The sequence below is a fragment of the Quisquiliibacterium sp. genome (assembly GCF_982640115.1).
In genome coordinates this window covers 1-13,724 of record NZ_CEXFHW010000107.1, presented here as the reverse complement: position 1 = coordinate 13,724, position 13,724 = coordinate 1, and the positions used below count along the sequence as shown (strand labels likewise).

The window sequence follows — 13,724 nt, the reverse complement described above, 5'->3', positions numbered from 1 at the left end:
GACGATCTCATCAAGCTCGAGGACTCAGCGATCCAGCTGATCCTGCGCGAAGTGCAGAGCGACCAGCTGGTGATCGCGCTCAAGAGCACGGAGCCCAGCCTGCGGGAGAAGATCTTCAAGAACATGAGCCAGCGCGCGGCCGAGACCCTGCGCGAAGACCTGGAGTCCAAGGGCCCGGTGAAGATCTCCGATGTGGAGGCCCAGCAGAAGGACATCCTGAAGATCGTCCGCAGGCTGATCGAGGAAGGCCAGATCGCCCTCGTGACCGGCACCGAGGAAGGTTATGTCTAAGCGGATCATCGGCGCCGAGGAGCTCGGCGAGGTCCGCCAGGTGAAGATGCTGGAGCTCTTCCACGAGGGCCCGGCGCCCGCGCCCGGTGGCGGCCGCCTGCGCGGCGCCAACCGCGAGCCGCCACCCGACTTCAAGGACGGCTTCCGGCGCGGCATGGAAGAGGGCTTCCGGCGCGGCTCGGCAGCTGCCGCCGACCAGATCCAGCGCGAGCACGGCGCGCGCCTGAACGCGATCGTCGACCAGTTCGCGTCGCAGGCCGACGCCCTGCACACCGGCATGGACGAGGCGCTCGCCAGGGTACGCGCCGAACTCGCCGACCAGGCGGTGCTGCTGGCGCTCGAGGTGGCGCGGCAGGTGATCCGCGCGGAACTCGCCGCCCAGCCCGCCAGCCTGCTGGCGGTGGTGCGTGAGGCGGTGGCCAGCCTGGTCGATGAACGCTGCAGCTTCGTGCTGCACATGAATCCTCAGGATGTCGATCTGCTCGGTGCGAGCCTGGAGCCGATGCTCAGCGCCCGCGGCGCCCGTATCCAGCCCGACCAGGCGATCAGCCCGGGCGGCTGCCGCGTGCAGGCCCCCGGCGCCGAGGTCGATGCAACGCTGTCCACGCGCTGGGCCCGGGTGCTGGCGGCGATCGGCCGCAGCGAGGCGTTGCCCGCGCCCGAGGTCGCATCATGATCCCGAGCGCGGCCGCCACGCCCGCCGCCCTGCAGCGACTGCTCGCCGGTGCCGCCGAGATGGCCAGCCATGCCCAGACGCTGGCGGTGCATGGCCGGCTGATCCGCGCCGCCGGTCTGGTCCTGGAAGCCACCGGCCTGCGGCTGCCGGTGGGCGCGATCTGCCGGGTCGATGGCGGCGGCAGCGGCGAGGCCGGCTCGGTCGAGGCCGAGGTGGTTGGCTTCGGCAACGACCGGCTGTTCCTGATGCCCACCGGCCAGGTAACCGGACTGTCGCCCGGCGCGCGGGTGACGCCGATCGAGGCGCCGGTGCGCAAGCCGGTGCTGGGGGGCCCTGCCCACGCCTGGCGGCGCAACACCGACCGGATGCGCCACCTGCCGATCGGCGAAGGCCTGCTCGGCCGGGTGGTCGATGCCTGTGGGGTGCCGATCGATCGTGGCCCGCCGCTCTCGGCGGTGCAGAGCGAGCCGATCCAGCGACGGCCGATCAGCGCCATGGACCGCGAGCCGGTGCGTATGCCGCTCGACACGGGTGTGCGGGCGATCAACGCCATGCTCACCGTCGGCCGGGGTCAGCGCCTGGGTCTGTTCGCCGGCGCCGGCGTGGGCAAGAGCGTGCTGCTGGGGATGATGGCGCGTTTCACGGCTGCCGATGTGATCGTGGTCGGCCTGATCGGCGAGCGCGGCCGCGAGGTCAAGGAATTCATCGAGGACATCCTCGGCGAGGAGGGCCGGCGCCGCTCGGCGGTGGTGGCCGCTCCGGCCGACTGCCCGCCCCTGCTGCGCATGCAGGGCGCAATCTATGCCACAGCCATTGCCGAACACTTCCGCGAGCAGGGCAAGCATGTGCTGCTGCTGATGGACTCGCTCACCCGCTATGCCATGGCCGCCCGCGAGGTGGCGCTGGCCATCGGCGAGCCACCGGCCACCAAGGGTTACCCGCCCTCGGTGTTCGCCAAGCTGCCCCTGCTGGTGGAGCGCGCCGGCAACGGGCGTGACGGCCACGGCTCGATCACCGCCTTCTACACCGTGCTGGCCGAAGGCGATGATCAGAACGATCCCATCGCCGATGCGGCCCGATCCTTTCTGGACGGCCATTTCGTGCTCACGCGGGCACTGGCCGAGAGCGGCCACTATCCGGCGCTCGACATCGAGCAGTCGATCTCGCGGGTGATGCACAACGTGTCCGACCCCGGCCACCTCGCCCTGGCCCGGCGGGCCAAGGCGATGTGGGCCCGCTACCAGCGCAGCCGGGATCTGATCTCGGTGGGTGCCTATGTGCCGGGCAACGATCATGAGACCGATCAGGCGATCGCCCAGTTCCCGCGCATCGCGGCCATGCTGCAGCAGGGCATGAGCGAGTGCTGCGACTTCAACGCGTCGCTGCGCGGCCTCGAATCGTGCCTCGCGCCCGGGGGTCATGCATGAGCCGCCCCTCCACCCTGTCGATGCTGATCGACATGCGCCGCCGGGAACGCGACCGCATCGCCGGTCAGGCAGCGCAGGCGCAGCGCGATCGCGACGCCGCAGCCAGCACGCTGCGCACCCTGAGCAGCTATCAGGAGGATTACCGTCAGCGTTCGCCCAAGAATGCCCGCCAGAGCACCGACACCGGTGCGGTGCGGGTGCACGAGAACTTCGTGGGCAAGCTCGGCCACGCGATCGGCCAGCAGGACGCCCTGACCCGCACCCTCGATGACCGCCACCGGCAGCAGCTCGTGGCGCTCGCCGAGGGCGAACGGCGCCTGAAGGCGCTGGAGACCCTGGTCCAGCGACGAGAGGCTGCCCGAAGGCGCAGGCAGGAGTCGCTGGAACAGAAGCAGACCGATGAATTCGCCGCGCAGGCGCACGCCAGAACCACCTCGGGGAGTAGCGGACATGATTGACGAACTGCGGATGCCACAGGTCCGGGGGGGACCGCTGTCGGGCCGGCCTGCGGCTGCCGAGGGCCGTGGACCGGGTGGCTTCGATGTCGCGCTCGGCGATGCGCTCGAACCCGCACGCCCGGGTGAAATGCCTCCCGGCGTCGGGGCACCCGAGCGCCGCGCCTCCCGCGCCCCGCAGGAGCGGACCGATCGTGGCCCTGAGGGCAACCCGACCGAGCGCCTGCTGCGCAGCCGCCGTCAGGCCGAGCGTCAGCCCCGCCACGAGAACCGGCCGGCGACTCGGGAGGATGCCGGGCGCGCGGCGGGCAGTGGCGAGCGGGCCGCCGAGGCCACGGCCGAGGCGGACAGCACGAGGGACCCGCACAGGCGACTCGCGCCCGAGGTGAACGACCCATCATCGGCGCAGCCCGCGCCCGCGCCAGACGACGCCGCCGCGCCCTCCCCGGCAAGCGCTGCGCCCCTCGACGGGCCGGTTCAGACCGACGCAGCGCGCCCGCAGGCGCCCGGAGCCGATGCAGCAGCCCTGATGCACACGCAGGCAGTCCTGATGCCGCGACCCTCGGCCGCCAGGCCCACGGGCGGCGCCGCCCCGGGGCAGGCAGCGCCCGGCGAGGTCGATCCGCTCGCCGCCGCCAGCGGTGCCCCGCGGCATGCGCCCGCCGCCGCACCGCAGCCCCCTCTTTCCGACGCCTCGGCGGCGTCGCCCGCCCCGGTACCGGGCGCTCCGAACCGGCAACCCGCCTCGCTTGCGGCCGATCCGGCCATGATCGGTGCCGGGGGAGCCGCGCGCCAGGCAGCCATCGGGCTCGGTACGGGCACCACGAGCAGCAGCGACGTGCGGGCGGGCGACAGCCCGGCGGTCAGCGCGCCTGGCGGCGGACCGCGCCGCGACGGTTCGGTCAGCGCACTGACCGCATCGTTCGGTGCGCGGGTCGACTGGCGTCCCGGCGGCGGCGCTGCCGGCAGTCAGGCCGGCGAGCAGGGCGGAACGGGCAGCGGCGACCTGGGTGCCCCGGCACGCCTGCTGGCGGCGCTCGAGGAGATGCGCCAGAGCGGGGGCAGCGCGTCCCCGCAGGGTGCGGCGGCATTCGCCGCGGCGCTGTCGTCCAGCCTGGCCCTGACCGGGCCGGCGTCATCGCCGGGCGCCGCGGAGCCGGCCCCGACCCGCCTGTCCAACCCCTGGCCGGTGGATCACCCCGCCTTCCCCGCGCACCTGGCAGAGCAGGTCGGCGATTCGCTGCTCGCCGGTCTGGACCGCGCCGAGATCACGGTCACCCCGCCCGAGATGGGTCCGATCCGCATCGAGTTGTCGCTCAACGGCGAGCTGGCCAGCGTGGCCTTCAGCGCCACCCAGCCCGATACCCGGACGGCGATCGAGCAATCGCTGCCGCTGCTGAGATCGATGCTCTCCGAGCAGGGGCTGCAACTCGCCGACACCTCGGTCGGCTCGGGCTATCGGCCGCCGGCCGAACCTGGCGGCCAGTCTCCCGCGGGCGATGGCAGCGGCTCGCGCGGCACCGGGCAGTCCGGAGGGCGGACTGGCGGTGCGGACGCGGCGCCGGCGACCAGCAGCACCGGGGCGGCGGCATCCGCGAGCCGCGGCAACGGGCTGCTCGACCTCTTTGCCTGATCCAGGCAGCCCGCCGTCCCGGCCGCGAACCGCCGGGTGGCGGCTTCGCGCCCACCGGCGGCGGCACCCAGCCTGACCGCCCGCAAATGTGGGGGCTCAGCCCCGCTTTTCCCGGCAACGATCCGACCGGGCGCTGAGAACATTGCTCCTCAGGGAACACCGTGCGTTCCCGTGATGGAGCACACATGTCGGAAGACAAGAAACCGGCGGAAGACGGCGACAAGCCCAAGGCCAAGCGCGGCAAGAAGGGCCTGATCCTGATCGCCGCAGCCGTGCTTCTCCTGGGCGGCGGCGGCGGCGGGGGCTGGTACTTCTGGTCGAAGTCCAAGGCCCAGGCCGAAGACGAAGCCGAGGCGCCGGCCAAGGACGCCCAGAAGCCCAAGACCTTCGCGACGCTGGACCAGTTCGTGGTCAATCTGGCCGACGAGGGCGGCGACCGCCTGGCGCAGGCGGTCATCGTGCTGGAACTCGTTGACGCCAAGGCTGCCAATGACCTCAGCGCGCAGATGCCGGCCGTGCGCAACGCCGTGCTGCTGACCCTGTCGTCCAAGCAGACCAAGGACCTGCTCTCGGTCTCCGGCAAGAAGGCGCTGGCGAGCGAGCTCGCCCTGGTGATCGGCACCCAGCTCGGCTGGGAGCCGTCCGAGCCCGAGGAGGAGGCCCCGCGCAAGCGCAAGGTCAAGGCCGAGCCGAAAAATGCCGAGACCGCGACCGACGACGGGGCCAAGGGCGATGGCGCCAAGGGCGACGGGGCCAAGGGCGAAGAGGAACCGGCCGACGCCGAGGACGGCGCCGATCGCAAGTCGAAGAAGGCCAAGAAGAAGAAGAAAAGCCATCCGCCCAATCCGGTCGAGGCGGTGCACTTCTCCCAGTTCCTGGTGCAGTGAGCCGCGACGATGGCTGACCAGTTTCTTTCGCAGGAAGAGGTCGACGCCCTTCTCGACGGCGTCAATGGTGGCGCGGGCGAGGAGTCCGACGAGGCCGACAGCGGTGTCAGGGGCTATGACCTCGGCAAGCAGGAACGGATCGTCCGCGGCCGGATGCCGACCCTGGAGATCGTCAACGAGCGATTCGCCCGCAACATCCGCCTGGGCCTGTTCAACTTCATCCGGCGCAACCCGGAGATCTCGGTGGGCCAGTCGAAGGTGCAGAAGTACAGCGCCTTCCTGCGCAACATCGTGGTGCCCACCAACATCAATGTGATGAACGTGAAGCCGCTGCGCGGCACGGCGCTGATGATCTGCGAACCCTCGCTGGTGTTCACGGTCATCGACAACCTGTTCGGCGGCAGCGGCAAGCTGCACACCCGCATCGAGGGCCGCGACTTCTCGCCCACCGAGCAGCGGATCATCCAGCGCATCGTCGAGGTCTTCGTCGACGAGTATCGCAAGGCCTGGGAGGGCGTCTATCCCCTCGAGCTGGAATATGTGCGCTCGGAGATGCACACCCAGTTCGCGAACATCGCCACGCCCTCGGAGATCATGGTCACCGCCAGCTTCGACATCGAGGTCGGCGAGGCCGGCGGCGCGATGCACATCTGCATCCCCTACTCCACGCTCGAACCGATCCGCGAGATGCTGCACTCGTCGGTGCGGGCCGACCAGAACCAGGCCGACCGGCGCTGGGTGACCATGCTCACGCAGCAGCTGAAGTCGGCCGATGTGGAGATGGTGGCCGAGTTCGCCACCGCCCGGGCCACGCTGCGCCAGCTGATCTCGCTCAAGCGCGGCGACTTCATCAGCCTGGACATGCCCGAGACCGTCACCGCCAAGGTCGAAGGGGTGTCGATCTTCGACTGCAACTACGGCGTGTCGAGCGGGCGCTACGCAATCAAGGTCCGCGAGACCCTGAGCGGCATCGAGGAAGTCCTGAAAGGCAACAGCCATGAATGACGAGAACACCCAGGATCGCAACGAACAGGCCGACGACTGGGCGGCCGCGCTGGCCGGCGAGGACGATGCCGGCGCTGCATCGGCGCAGCCTTCCTTCGACACGCCCGGCAACATGAGCGCGGCCGACACCACCGCCGCCCTCTTCCCGCAGCTGAGCGGGGGCAAGACCATCCAGGCCAGCAACGAGATCGACATGATCCTGGACATCCCTGTCCAGCTCACCGTCGAGCTCGGCCGCACCCGGATTCCGATCAAGCACATCCTGCAGCTCGCCCAGGGCTCGGTGATCGAACTCGAGGCGATGGCCGGCGAGCCGATGGATGTGCTGGTCAATGGCTGCCTGATCGCCCAGGGCGAGGTGGTGGTGGTGAACGACCGCTTCGGCATCCGCCTGACCGACATCGTGACCCCGTCCGAGCGCCTGCGCCGGATGAATCGCAACTGAGGCGCCGGGACGATGACCGCTTCGATCCTGCCCTCGCTGCTGGCCTTCGTCGCGGTCCTCGCGATGATCCCGCTGGCGCTGTGGCTGATGAAACGCACCCAGGGGCTGCGTCCCCGGGCCAGCGGCCCGCTTTCGTTGGTCGCCGGGCTGTCGCTCGGCCCGCGCGAGCGGATCGCGGTGGTGCAGGCTGCCGGCCGCTACCTGGTGGTGGGCATCACCGGCCAGTCGATCACGCTGCTCAGTGAACTGCCGGAATGGCCCGGCGATCAACCCGCCGAGGCGTCGACTGCGCCCGGCCTGCCCGCTTCCCCCGTCTTCGCCCGCCTGCTGCGCGGGCTCGAGCGCCGCGATGCCGACCGCCCGGATCGCTAGCCGCCTGGCGGTGGGCCTTGCGCCGCTGCTGATCGCGGCGCCGGCGCTGGCCCAGGGCGTGTTCTCGGTGAACGCCAGCAGTGCGCCCGGCGGCGGCACCACCTACTCGGTGCCGGTCCAGACCCTGCTGATCTTCACGGCGCTGTCGTTCCTGCCGGCCGTGCTGCTGATGATGACCAGCTTCACCCGCATCGTGATCGTGCTCTCGCTGGTGCGCCAGGCGCTCGGGCTGCAGGCAACGCCACCGAATCAGGTGATCGTGGGGATGTCGCTGTTCCTGACCTTCTTCGTGATGTCGCCCACGCTGGAACGCATCCACGCCGACGCCTACAAGCCCTACTCGGAGCAGAAGATCGGTTTCGAGGATGCGCTCGCCCGCGGCAGCGGCCCGCTGCGGGAGTTCATGGCCCGCCAGACCCGCGAAGGCGACCTCGCCCTGTTCTCGCGGATCGCCAAGGTGGAGCGTGGAACCCCCGTCGCCGAGGTGCCCTTCAAGGTGCTGGTGCCCGCGTTCGTGATCAGCGAACTCAAGACCGCCTTCCAGATCGGCTTCCTGGTCTTCGTGCCCTTCCTGATGATCGACATGGTGGTGGCCAGCCTGCTGATGTCGATGGGCATGATGATGGTCTCGCCGGTGCTGGTCGCCCTGCCCTTCAAGCTGATGCTGTTCGTGCTCGCGGACGGCTGGAACCTGCTGATCGGTTCGCTGGTGGCGAGCTTTGGCACCGGATAGGAATCCCGATGACACCCGAATATGTGGTCAATGTCGGCCGACAGGCCCTCGAGATGATGATGCTGGTCTCGGCGCCCGCGTTGCTGGTGGCCCTGGGCATCGGTCTGGTGGTGAGCGTGCTGCAGGCCGTCACCCAGATCAACGAGGCGACCCTCACCTTCCTGCCCAAGCTGATCGGCGTGGGCATCACCCTGGTGGTGGTCGGCCCCTGGATGCTCTCGGTGCTCACCGACTACATCGCGCGCACGCTCGCCAGCGTGCCCGCCGCCATCTCGGGCAACTGAGCGCAACCCGCCCATCGCCATGATCACGCTCACCGACCAGCAGGTGTTCGCCTGGCTGAGCGCCTTCATGCTGCCCTTCTTCCGGGTGCTGGGCATGATGACCAGCGCACCGATCTTCTCCAACCGCTCATACCCCACGCGGGCGCGGGTCGCACTGGCTGCGGCCGTGGCGCTGCTGGTGGCCCCCTTCGCGGGCTCATCGGAAACCGCCCTGCTGGGCACCGCTGCCGGCATCGGCGCGGTGGCCCAGGAGGTGGCGGTGGGCATCACGATCGGCTTCGTGGCACGCCTGCTGTTCACCGGTTTCGAGATGGCGGGCGAACTGATCGGTCTGCAGATGGGCCTGTCGTTCGCGGGGTTCTTCGACCCGCAGGCCGGCACCGCCAATCCGGTCGGCCTGACGATCAACTCGGTCTCCACGCTCACCTTCGTGGCCATCAACGGGCCGCTGGCCCTGCTGGCCACGGTGATCGAGAGCTTTCAGTGGCTGCCTGCAGGCAGCTCCGCTGCGGCTTTCCTCAGCGAGCGTTCGCCGCTGCAGCTTGGCGCCGAGACCTTCGCGCTCGCGCTTTCGCTCGCCCTGCCCTTCATGGGCATGCTGCTGTTCGTGAACGTGGCCCTGGGCGTTGCCTCACGGGTGGCCCCTCAGCTCAATCTGTTCGGCGTGGGCTTTCCGGTGACCATCCTGGTGGGGCTGGTCATGCTGAGCGTGGGCCTGCCGATGATCGAGGCCCCGCTGGTGGGGCACTTCGAGCGGCTGATGGCCCACCTCGCACGCTGAGCCCCGACGCCGCCCCCCGGCGGCAGGCCCTCCGGCGCCGGGCACGGGCGCGCGGCCGCGGCAAGACACGCCTCAGCGGATCAGCCGCCCCGGCAGTTCGCCGGTGAGCTCGTCATCGCGCAGGATCTCGACGCCCGACACGAAGGTATGCCGGTAACCGCGGGCGCGCTGGATGAAGCGACGCCCGCCGGCCGGCATGTCATGCACGATGGTGGGCCGCCGCAGATCGAGCTGCGCGAAGTCGATGAGATTGAGGTCGGCCTTCATGCCAGGGGCGATCAGGCCACGGTCGGGCAGACCATAGGCCAACGCATTGCCGCGGGTCTGCTTGTGCACCAGGAACTCCAGCGCAATGCGTTCGCCGCGGCGGCGGTCGCGCGCCCAGTGCTTGAGCAGAAAGGTGGGCGCAGCACCATCGCAGATCAGACCGACATGCGCGCCGGCATCGCTCAGCCCCATCACCGTGGCGTCGCTCACCAGCATTTCGCGGACCACATCGAGGCTGCCCTCCGAGTAGTTCTCGAAGGGATGCATCAGCAGACCGCCCCCCTGCTCGGCCAGCAAGGCGTCCATGGCCAGCGCCCAGACCGTGCTGCCCTCGCGGGCGGCACGCGCACCGAGACTGGCGCTCATGTCGGGTTCGTAATCCTGGGCCTCGTCCATGACGAAGCTGCGCTCGAGCATGCGCTGCATGAAGCGCTCGGCTGGCGCACCGGTGCGCTCGCCGACCAGGCGCGCGCGCAGCGCCGGATCGGCCTGAAGCCGCGCCGCCACCTCGCGCCCGGGCAGTCCGGCGAGCGGCGCCCAGGCCGGGTGATCGAGAAAGGGGTGGCGGCTGGAATCGAGGCACATCAGGATGCCGATGCCCTTGGCACCCACCTGACCGTTCATGGCCAGGCCGGCGGCACGCCCGGCGCTCAGGTTGGCCAGGGTCTCGCGCCAGAGATCGGGCGCCTTGTCGCTTTGCAGCAGCAGCACCGACAGCGGTCGGCCGGAGTGCACCGTGGCCTGGCGCAGCAGCTCGAACTCGCCCGGCCCGAAGTCGGAATTCACCTGCAGCACACCGCGCCCGGCGCGGCGCAGGCCCTCGGCAAGGGCGTGGAGCTCGGGGGCGTCGGCGGTCATGCTCGGGGTGGGCCGGCCATCGGCCGCACGGTGCTTGGGCGTGCGCGAAGTGCTCACCCCGAGAGCGCCGGCGGCGAGCGACTGCTCGACCAGGCGGGTCATCTCGGACAGCTCGGCGGCGGTGGGCACCTCCTGGTGATCGGCGCCACGCTCGCCCATGACATAGAAGCGCAGCGCGCCGTGCGGCATCTGGGTGCCGATGTCGATGGCATGAGGCTTGTCGGCCAGGGCCTGGAGATAGCCCTCGAAGGACTCCCAGCAGAAGTCGATGCCCTCGGCGAGCACGGCTTCGGGGATGTCCTCCACGCCCTGCATGAGGTTGATGAGGTAGTCGCTCTTGCCGGGCTTGAGCGGGGCGAAGCCCACGCCGCAGTTGCCGAAGACCGCGGTGGTCACACCGTGCCAGCAGGACGGGGTGAGCGAGGCATCCCAGGTGGCCTGGCCGTCATAGTGGGTGTGGATGTCGACGAAGCCGGGCGTGAGCAGCAGGCCATCGGCGCGGATCTCGCGCCGGCCGGTACCCGCCACGGCACCGACCTCGGCGATGCGGCCGTTGGCCACGGCGACATCGAGGGGGCGGCCGGGCGCGCCCGAGCCGTCGACGACCGTGGCACCGCGGATGACGAGGTCATGCATGAGGAAACTCCCGATGGACGATGCCCGATCTTACTGCGCGCCCACCGGCGCCGGCGCGCCGATTCCGCGCGGCGGTCGGCCCGCGCTTGCCGGATCGTGCCGGAACCTCCCACACTCGTCAGCCCGGGTGCCCGAACGGGCAGCCTGGCTGGCCGCACGCCACGCGGCACACGCTTTTCAGGAAAGGAATGTTCATGAGCTGGGTGATTCTCGCCGTGCTGGCCGCGATCGTGTTCTGGGCAATCAGCGCCTACAACCAGCTGGTCGCGCTGCGAAACCGCTTTCGCAATGCCTATGCGCAGATCGATGTCCAGCTCAAGCGCCGCTACGACCTGATCCCCAACCTGGTGGAGGTCGCCAAGGCCTACCTGAAGCATGAGCGCGAGACGCTGGAGGCGGTGATCAGGGCGCGCAACAGCGCCCTGGGTGCCAGCCAGGCGGTCGCCGCCAATCCGGGCAACGCCGCCGCGATGCAGGGCCTGGCCAGCGCCGAAGGGGTGCTGCAGGGCGCGCTCGGCAGGCTGTTCGCCCTGGCCGAGTCCTATCCCGACCTGCAGTCGAACCAGAACATGATGCAGCTCTCGGAGGAGCTGACCGGCACCGAGAACAAGGTGGCGTTCGCGCGTCAGGCCTTCAACGACGCGGTCATGGCATACAACACCGCCACCGAGCAGTTTCCCGGCTCGATGCTGGCCGGCGTGTTCCGATTCGAGACGGCGCAGCTGTTGCAGGCCACCGAGAGCGCCGACGAGCGCAAGCCCATCCGGGTGCAGTTCTAAGGGTGGACTTCTTCGGTCACCAGCAACAGGCGCGGACGGCGACGCGCCGGCTGCTGCTGCTGTTCGCGCTCGCCATCGTCGGCGTGGTGCTGGCGGTGAACGGTGCCATCCTGCTGGCGGCCATGGCCGCCGGCATCGTTCCGGCGCCCTGGGTTCACGGGCTGGTCAGCGGCGCACTCCTCGCGCTGATCCTCGGCGGCACGCTGGTCGAGTCGATCCGGCTGCGCGCGGGCGGACCGGAGGTGGCGCGCATGGTCGATGCCCGCCTCGTCGATGCGCAGAGCGCCGCCCCCTTCGAGCGCCGGCTGCGCCATGTCGTGGAGGAGATGGCGCTGGCCTCGGGCACACCGGTGCCGCGGGTGTACCTGATGGCCGACGAGGCCGGGATCAACGCCTTCGCGGCCGGCAACAGCCTGCAGGATGCGGTGGTGGCGGTGACCCGCGGTGCGCTCACCCGCCTGACCCGAGACGAGCTGCAGGGCGTGGTGGCCCACGAGTTCAGCCACATCCTGAACGGCGACATGCGCCTGAACATGCGCATGATCGCGATGATCTACGGGCTGACCCTCGTGAGCTCGGCGGGACGCCTGCTGCTGAGAGCCGCCGCGGAGGGGCGCGACAGCAAGGCCGCGACGCCGGTCGGGTTGGCCGGCATCGGGCTCTGGACGCTGGGCTCGATCGGCGTGTTCTTCTCGAGGCTGATCAATGCCGCGCTGTCGCGCCAGCGCGAGTACCTGGCCGATGCCAGCGCGGTGCAGTTCACCCGCAACCCGGATGGCATCGGGGGCGCGCTGCGCAGGATTGGCGGCTTTTCCACCGACGCGCCCGCGGTCCTGCGCAAGGCCGCGCGACGACGACCTGGCCTGGGCAGCGCGATCGCCCATCATCACGCCCGCACGCTCTCGCCGATCTTTCTGGGCGCGGCAAGCGCGCCGTTCATGTCAGGTGCCTTCGCCACCCACCCGCCGCTGACCGAACGCCTGCGCCGGATCTACGGCCGATCGGTGAGCCTGCTGGAAGCGCCCGAGCAGCCACTGCCAGGCGCCGAGCCCACAGGCGCCGAGCCCGCAGCTGCCGAGCCCGCAGCCGCCGCGCGCCACCCGCCCGGGGCGATCAGCCCGCTCGCCCCTCTGAAGCGCGGCGCCTCGGCGCTGCCCGCATCGATCGGCCGTGCGCTGGCGCCGGCCGACGCGAAAGCCTATGTGGAGTCGTGGCGGGAACGCATTCAGGCCCTGGGGCTGGACACCGCGCTGAAGGATCCGGCGCAGGCGCGTCTGCTCACCCTGGCGATGCTGCTCGACAAGGGCGCGTCGGTGGCGCTGGCACAGCGCCGGATCGTGATCGACGCCCTCGGCGCGAGCGCCGGCGATGCGCTGGGCGCGCTGCACGCCGCCGTGGCCGCCCTGCCCCCCGGCGGGCGACTGCCCTTGCTCGACCTCGCGATGCCGGCCCTGCAGCAGCTCTCGCTCGCCGAGTCGGACGGCTTGCTGCGCATCGCCGACGCGCTCATCGCCGCGGACGGGCGCATGAGCCTGCCCGAGTTCCTGCTCCTGACCACGCTGCGACGCCGGATCGGCAGCGCATCGCGGGCGCGCGTGCGGCCGATCCACCGCTCGCTGCGCGAGCTGCCCGATGAGGCGGCGCTGGTGCTGTCGCTGATCGCGCACCTGCGCAGCTCCCGACCGGCGAGCGAGGCCTTCGCCGAGGGGCGCGTGTTTCTGGAAGGGATGGCGCCGGTGCTCCAGCCGCTCGGCGCGCTGACACCCTCGTCGCTGGGCCCGGCGCTCGAGCGCCTGAACCAGCTGATGCCGCTTGCCAAGCCGGCACTGGTCAAGGCCTGCGCAGCAGCCGCCTGGGATGTCGGCAGCCGGCAGGTGGACTGGCGTGCCGCGAGCGCGCTGCGCACCCTGTGCACGGCCCTGGACGCCCCGATGCCGCCGATGACGCAGGCGGCGATCGACGCGGTGCACTGAGCCCCGGCGTGACACGCCGGGGCACGGGTTCATGGCGCCGAGCCGGGGCTCGGGTCGGCAGGCGTCAGAGCGCCTTGTGCGCGCCGTCGCACAGCGCGCCCCTGCCGCTCTGCTTGCAGCCGCAGAACCAGACCTTGCCGTCCTGCTCGGCCTTGTAGGGCACCGGGGTGATGGCGGTGTCCTTGTGCGAACCGTCGCAGAACGGCTGGCGCGCGCTCTTGC

Annotated in this window: 15 protein-coding genes; 14 read left to right on the top strand and 1 reads right to left on the bottom strand. The window is 70.6% G+C overall.

The features are described from left to right. The 12 genes from AC2H6A_RS12605 to fliR form a co-directional block, all read left to right on the top strand. Positions 1-291 (top strand): FliG C-terminal domain-containing protein (locus AC2H6A_RS12605; protein WP_484273953.1); only part of this gene is annotated, 291 nt, incomplete at its 5' end. Continuing rightward, positions 284-967 (top strand): FliH/SctL family protein, encoded by a 684-nt coding sequence (locus tag AC2H6A_RS12600; RefSeq protein ID WP_484273952.1) that lies wholly within the window; start codon positions 284-286, stop codon positions 965-967. The genes AC2H6A_RS12605 and AC2H6A_RS12600, both read left to right, overlap by 8 nt. After that, positions 964-2,394: a FliI/YscN family ATPase gene (locus tag AC2H6A_RS12595; RefSeq protein WP_484273951.1), complete on the top strand. Its 1,431-nt coding sequence runs from the start codon at positions 964-966 to the stop codon at positions 2,392-2,394. Before AC2H6A_RS12600 ends, AC2H6A_RS12595 begins: the two co-directional genes overlap by 4 nt. After that, complete coding sequence (gene fliJ / locus AC2H6A_RS12590; protein WP_484273950.1) at positions 2,391-2,852, top strand: flagellar export protein FliJ; 462 nt, start codon at positions 2,391-2,393, stop codon at positions 2,850-2,852. Before AC2H6A_RS12595 ends, fliJ begins: the two co-directional genes overlap by 4 nt. Beyond that, positions 2,794-4,482 (top strand): flagellar hook-length control protein FliK, encoded by a 1,689-nt coding sequence (locus AC2H6A_RS12585; RefSeq protein ID WP_484273949.1) that lies wholly within the window; start codon positions 2,794-2,796, stop codon positions 4,480-4,482. Before fliJ ends, AC2H6A_RS12585 begins: the two co-directional genes overlap by 59 nt. A gap of 185 nt (positions 4,483-4,667) precedes the next feature. Continuing rightward, positions 4,668-5,369, top strand: coding sequence for a flagellar basal body-associated FliL family protein (locus AC2H6A_RS12580; RefSeq protein ID WP_484273948.1), 702 nt, complete (start codon positions 4,668-4,670; stop codon positions 5,367-5,369). Between the two features lie 9 nt (positions 5,370-5,378). After that, positions 5,379-6,374, top strand: coding sequence for a flagellar motor switch protein FliM (gene fliM / locus AC2H6A_RS12575; protein ID WP_484273947.1), 996 nt, complete (start codon positions 5,379-5,381; stop codon positions 6,372-6,374). Further along, a complete protein-coding gene (gene fliN / locus AC2H6A_RS12570; RefSeq protein WP_484273946.1) occupies positions 6,367-6,819 on the top strand; it encodes a flagellar motor switch protein FliN in 453 nt (150 codons plus the stop codon). Before fliM ends, fliN begins: the two co-directional genes overlap by 8 nt. 12 nt (positions 6,820-6,831) lie before the next feature. Next, entirely contained in the window at positions 6,832-7,191 is a 360-nt protein-coding gene (gene fliO, locus AC2H6A_RS12565; RefSeq protein WP_484273945.1) for a flagellar biosynthetic protein FliO, read from the top strand. After that, positions 7,169-7,924 (top strand): flagellar type III secretion system pore protein FliP, encoded by a 756-nt coding sequence (gene fliP, locus AC2H6A_RS12560; protein ID WP_484273944.1) that lies wholly within the window; start codon positions 7,169-7,171, stop codon positions 7,922-7,924. Before fliO ends, fliP begins: the two co-directional genes overlap by 23 nt. Before the next feature lie 8 nt (positions 7,925-7,932). Further along, positions 7,933-8,208, top strand: a complete 276-nt coding sequence (gene fliQ, locus AC2H6A_RS12555; RefSeq protein WP_484273943.1) for a flagellar biosynthesis protein FliQ — start codon at positions 7,933-7,935, stop codon at positions 8,206-8,208. A 19-nt stretch (positions 8,209-8,227) separates the two neighbouring features. Continuing rightward, positions 8,228-8,989, top strand: coding sequence for a flagellar biosynthetic protein FliR (fliR, locus tag AC2H6A_RS12550; protein ID WP_484273942.1), 762 nt, complete (start codon positions 8,228-8,230; stop codon positions 8,987-8,989). Positions 8,990-9,061: 72 nt separating this feature from the next. Here fliR and AC2H6A_RS12545 read toward each other — a convergent pair whose 3' ends face one another. Beyond that, a complete protein-coding gene (locus AC2H6A_RS12545; protein ID WP_484273941.1) occupies positions 9,062-10,750 on the bottom strand; it encodes an N-acyl-D-amino-acid deacylase family protein in 1,689 nt (562 codons plus the stop codon). A 188-nt stretch (positions 10,751-10,938) separates the two neighbouring features. Here AC2H6A_RS12545 and AC2H6A_RS12540 point away from each other — a divergent pair, with 188 nt between their 5' ends. Further along, on the top strand, positions 10,939-11,529 hold the full coding sequence (locus AC2H6A_RS12540) for a LemA family protein (RefSeq protein ID WP_484273940.1): 591 nt from the start codon (positions 10,939-10,941) through the stop codon (positions 11,527-11,529). Between the two features lie 2 nt (positions 11,530-11,531). Continuing rightward, the gene (locus tag AC2H6A_RS12535) at positions 11,532-13,502 is read left to right on the top strand and encodes a M48 family metalloprotease (protein ID WP_484273939.1); all 1,971 of its coding nucleotides are present in this window, start codon (positions 11,532-11,534) and stop codon (positions 13,500-13,502) included. The last annotated feature ends 222 nt before the right edge of the window (positions 13,503-13,724 follow it).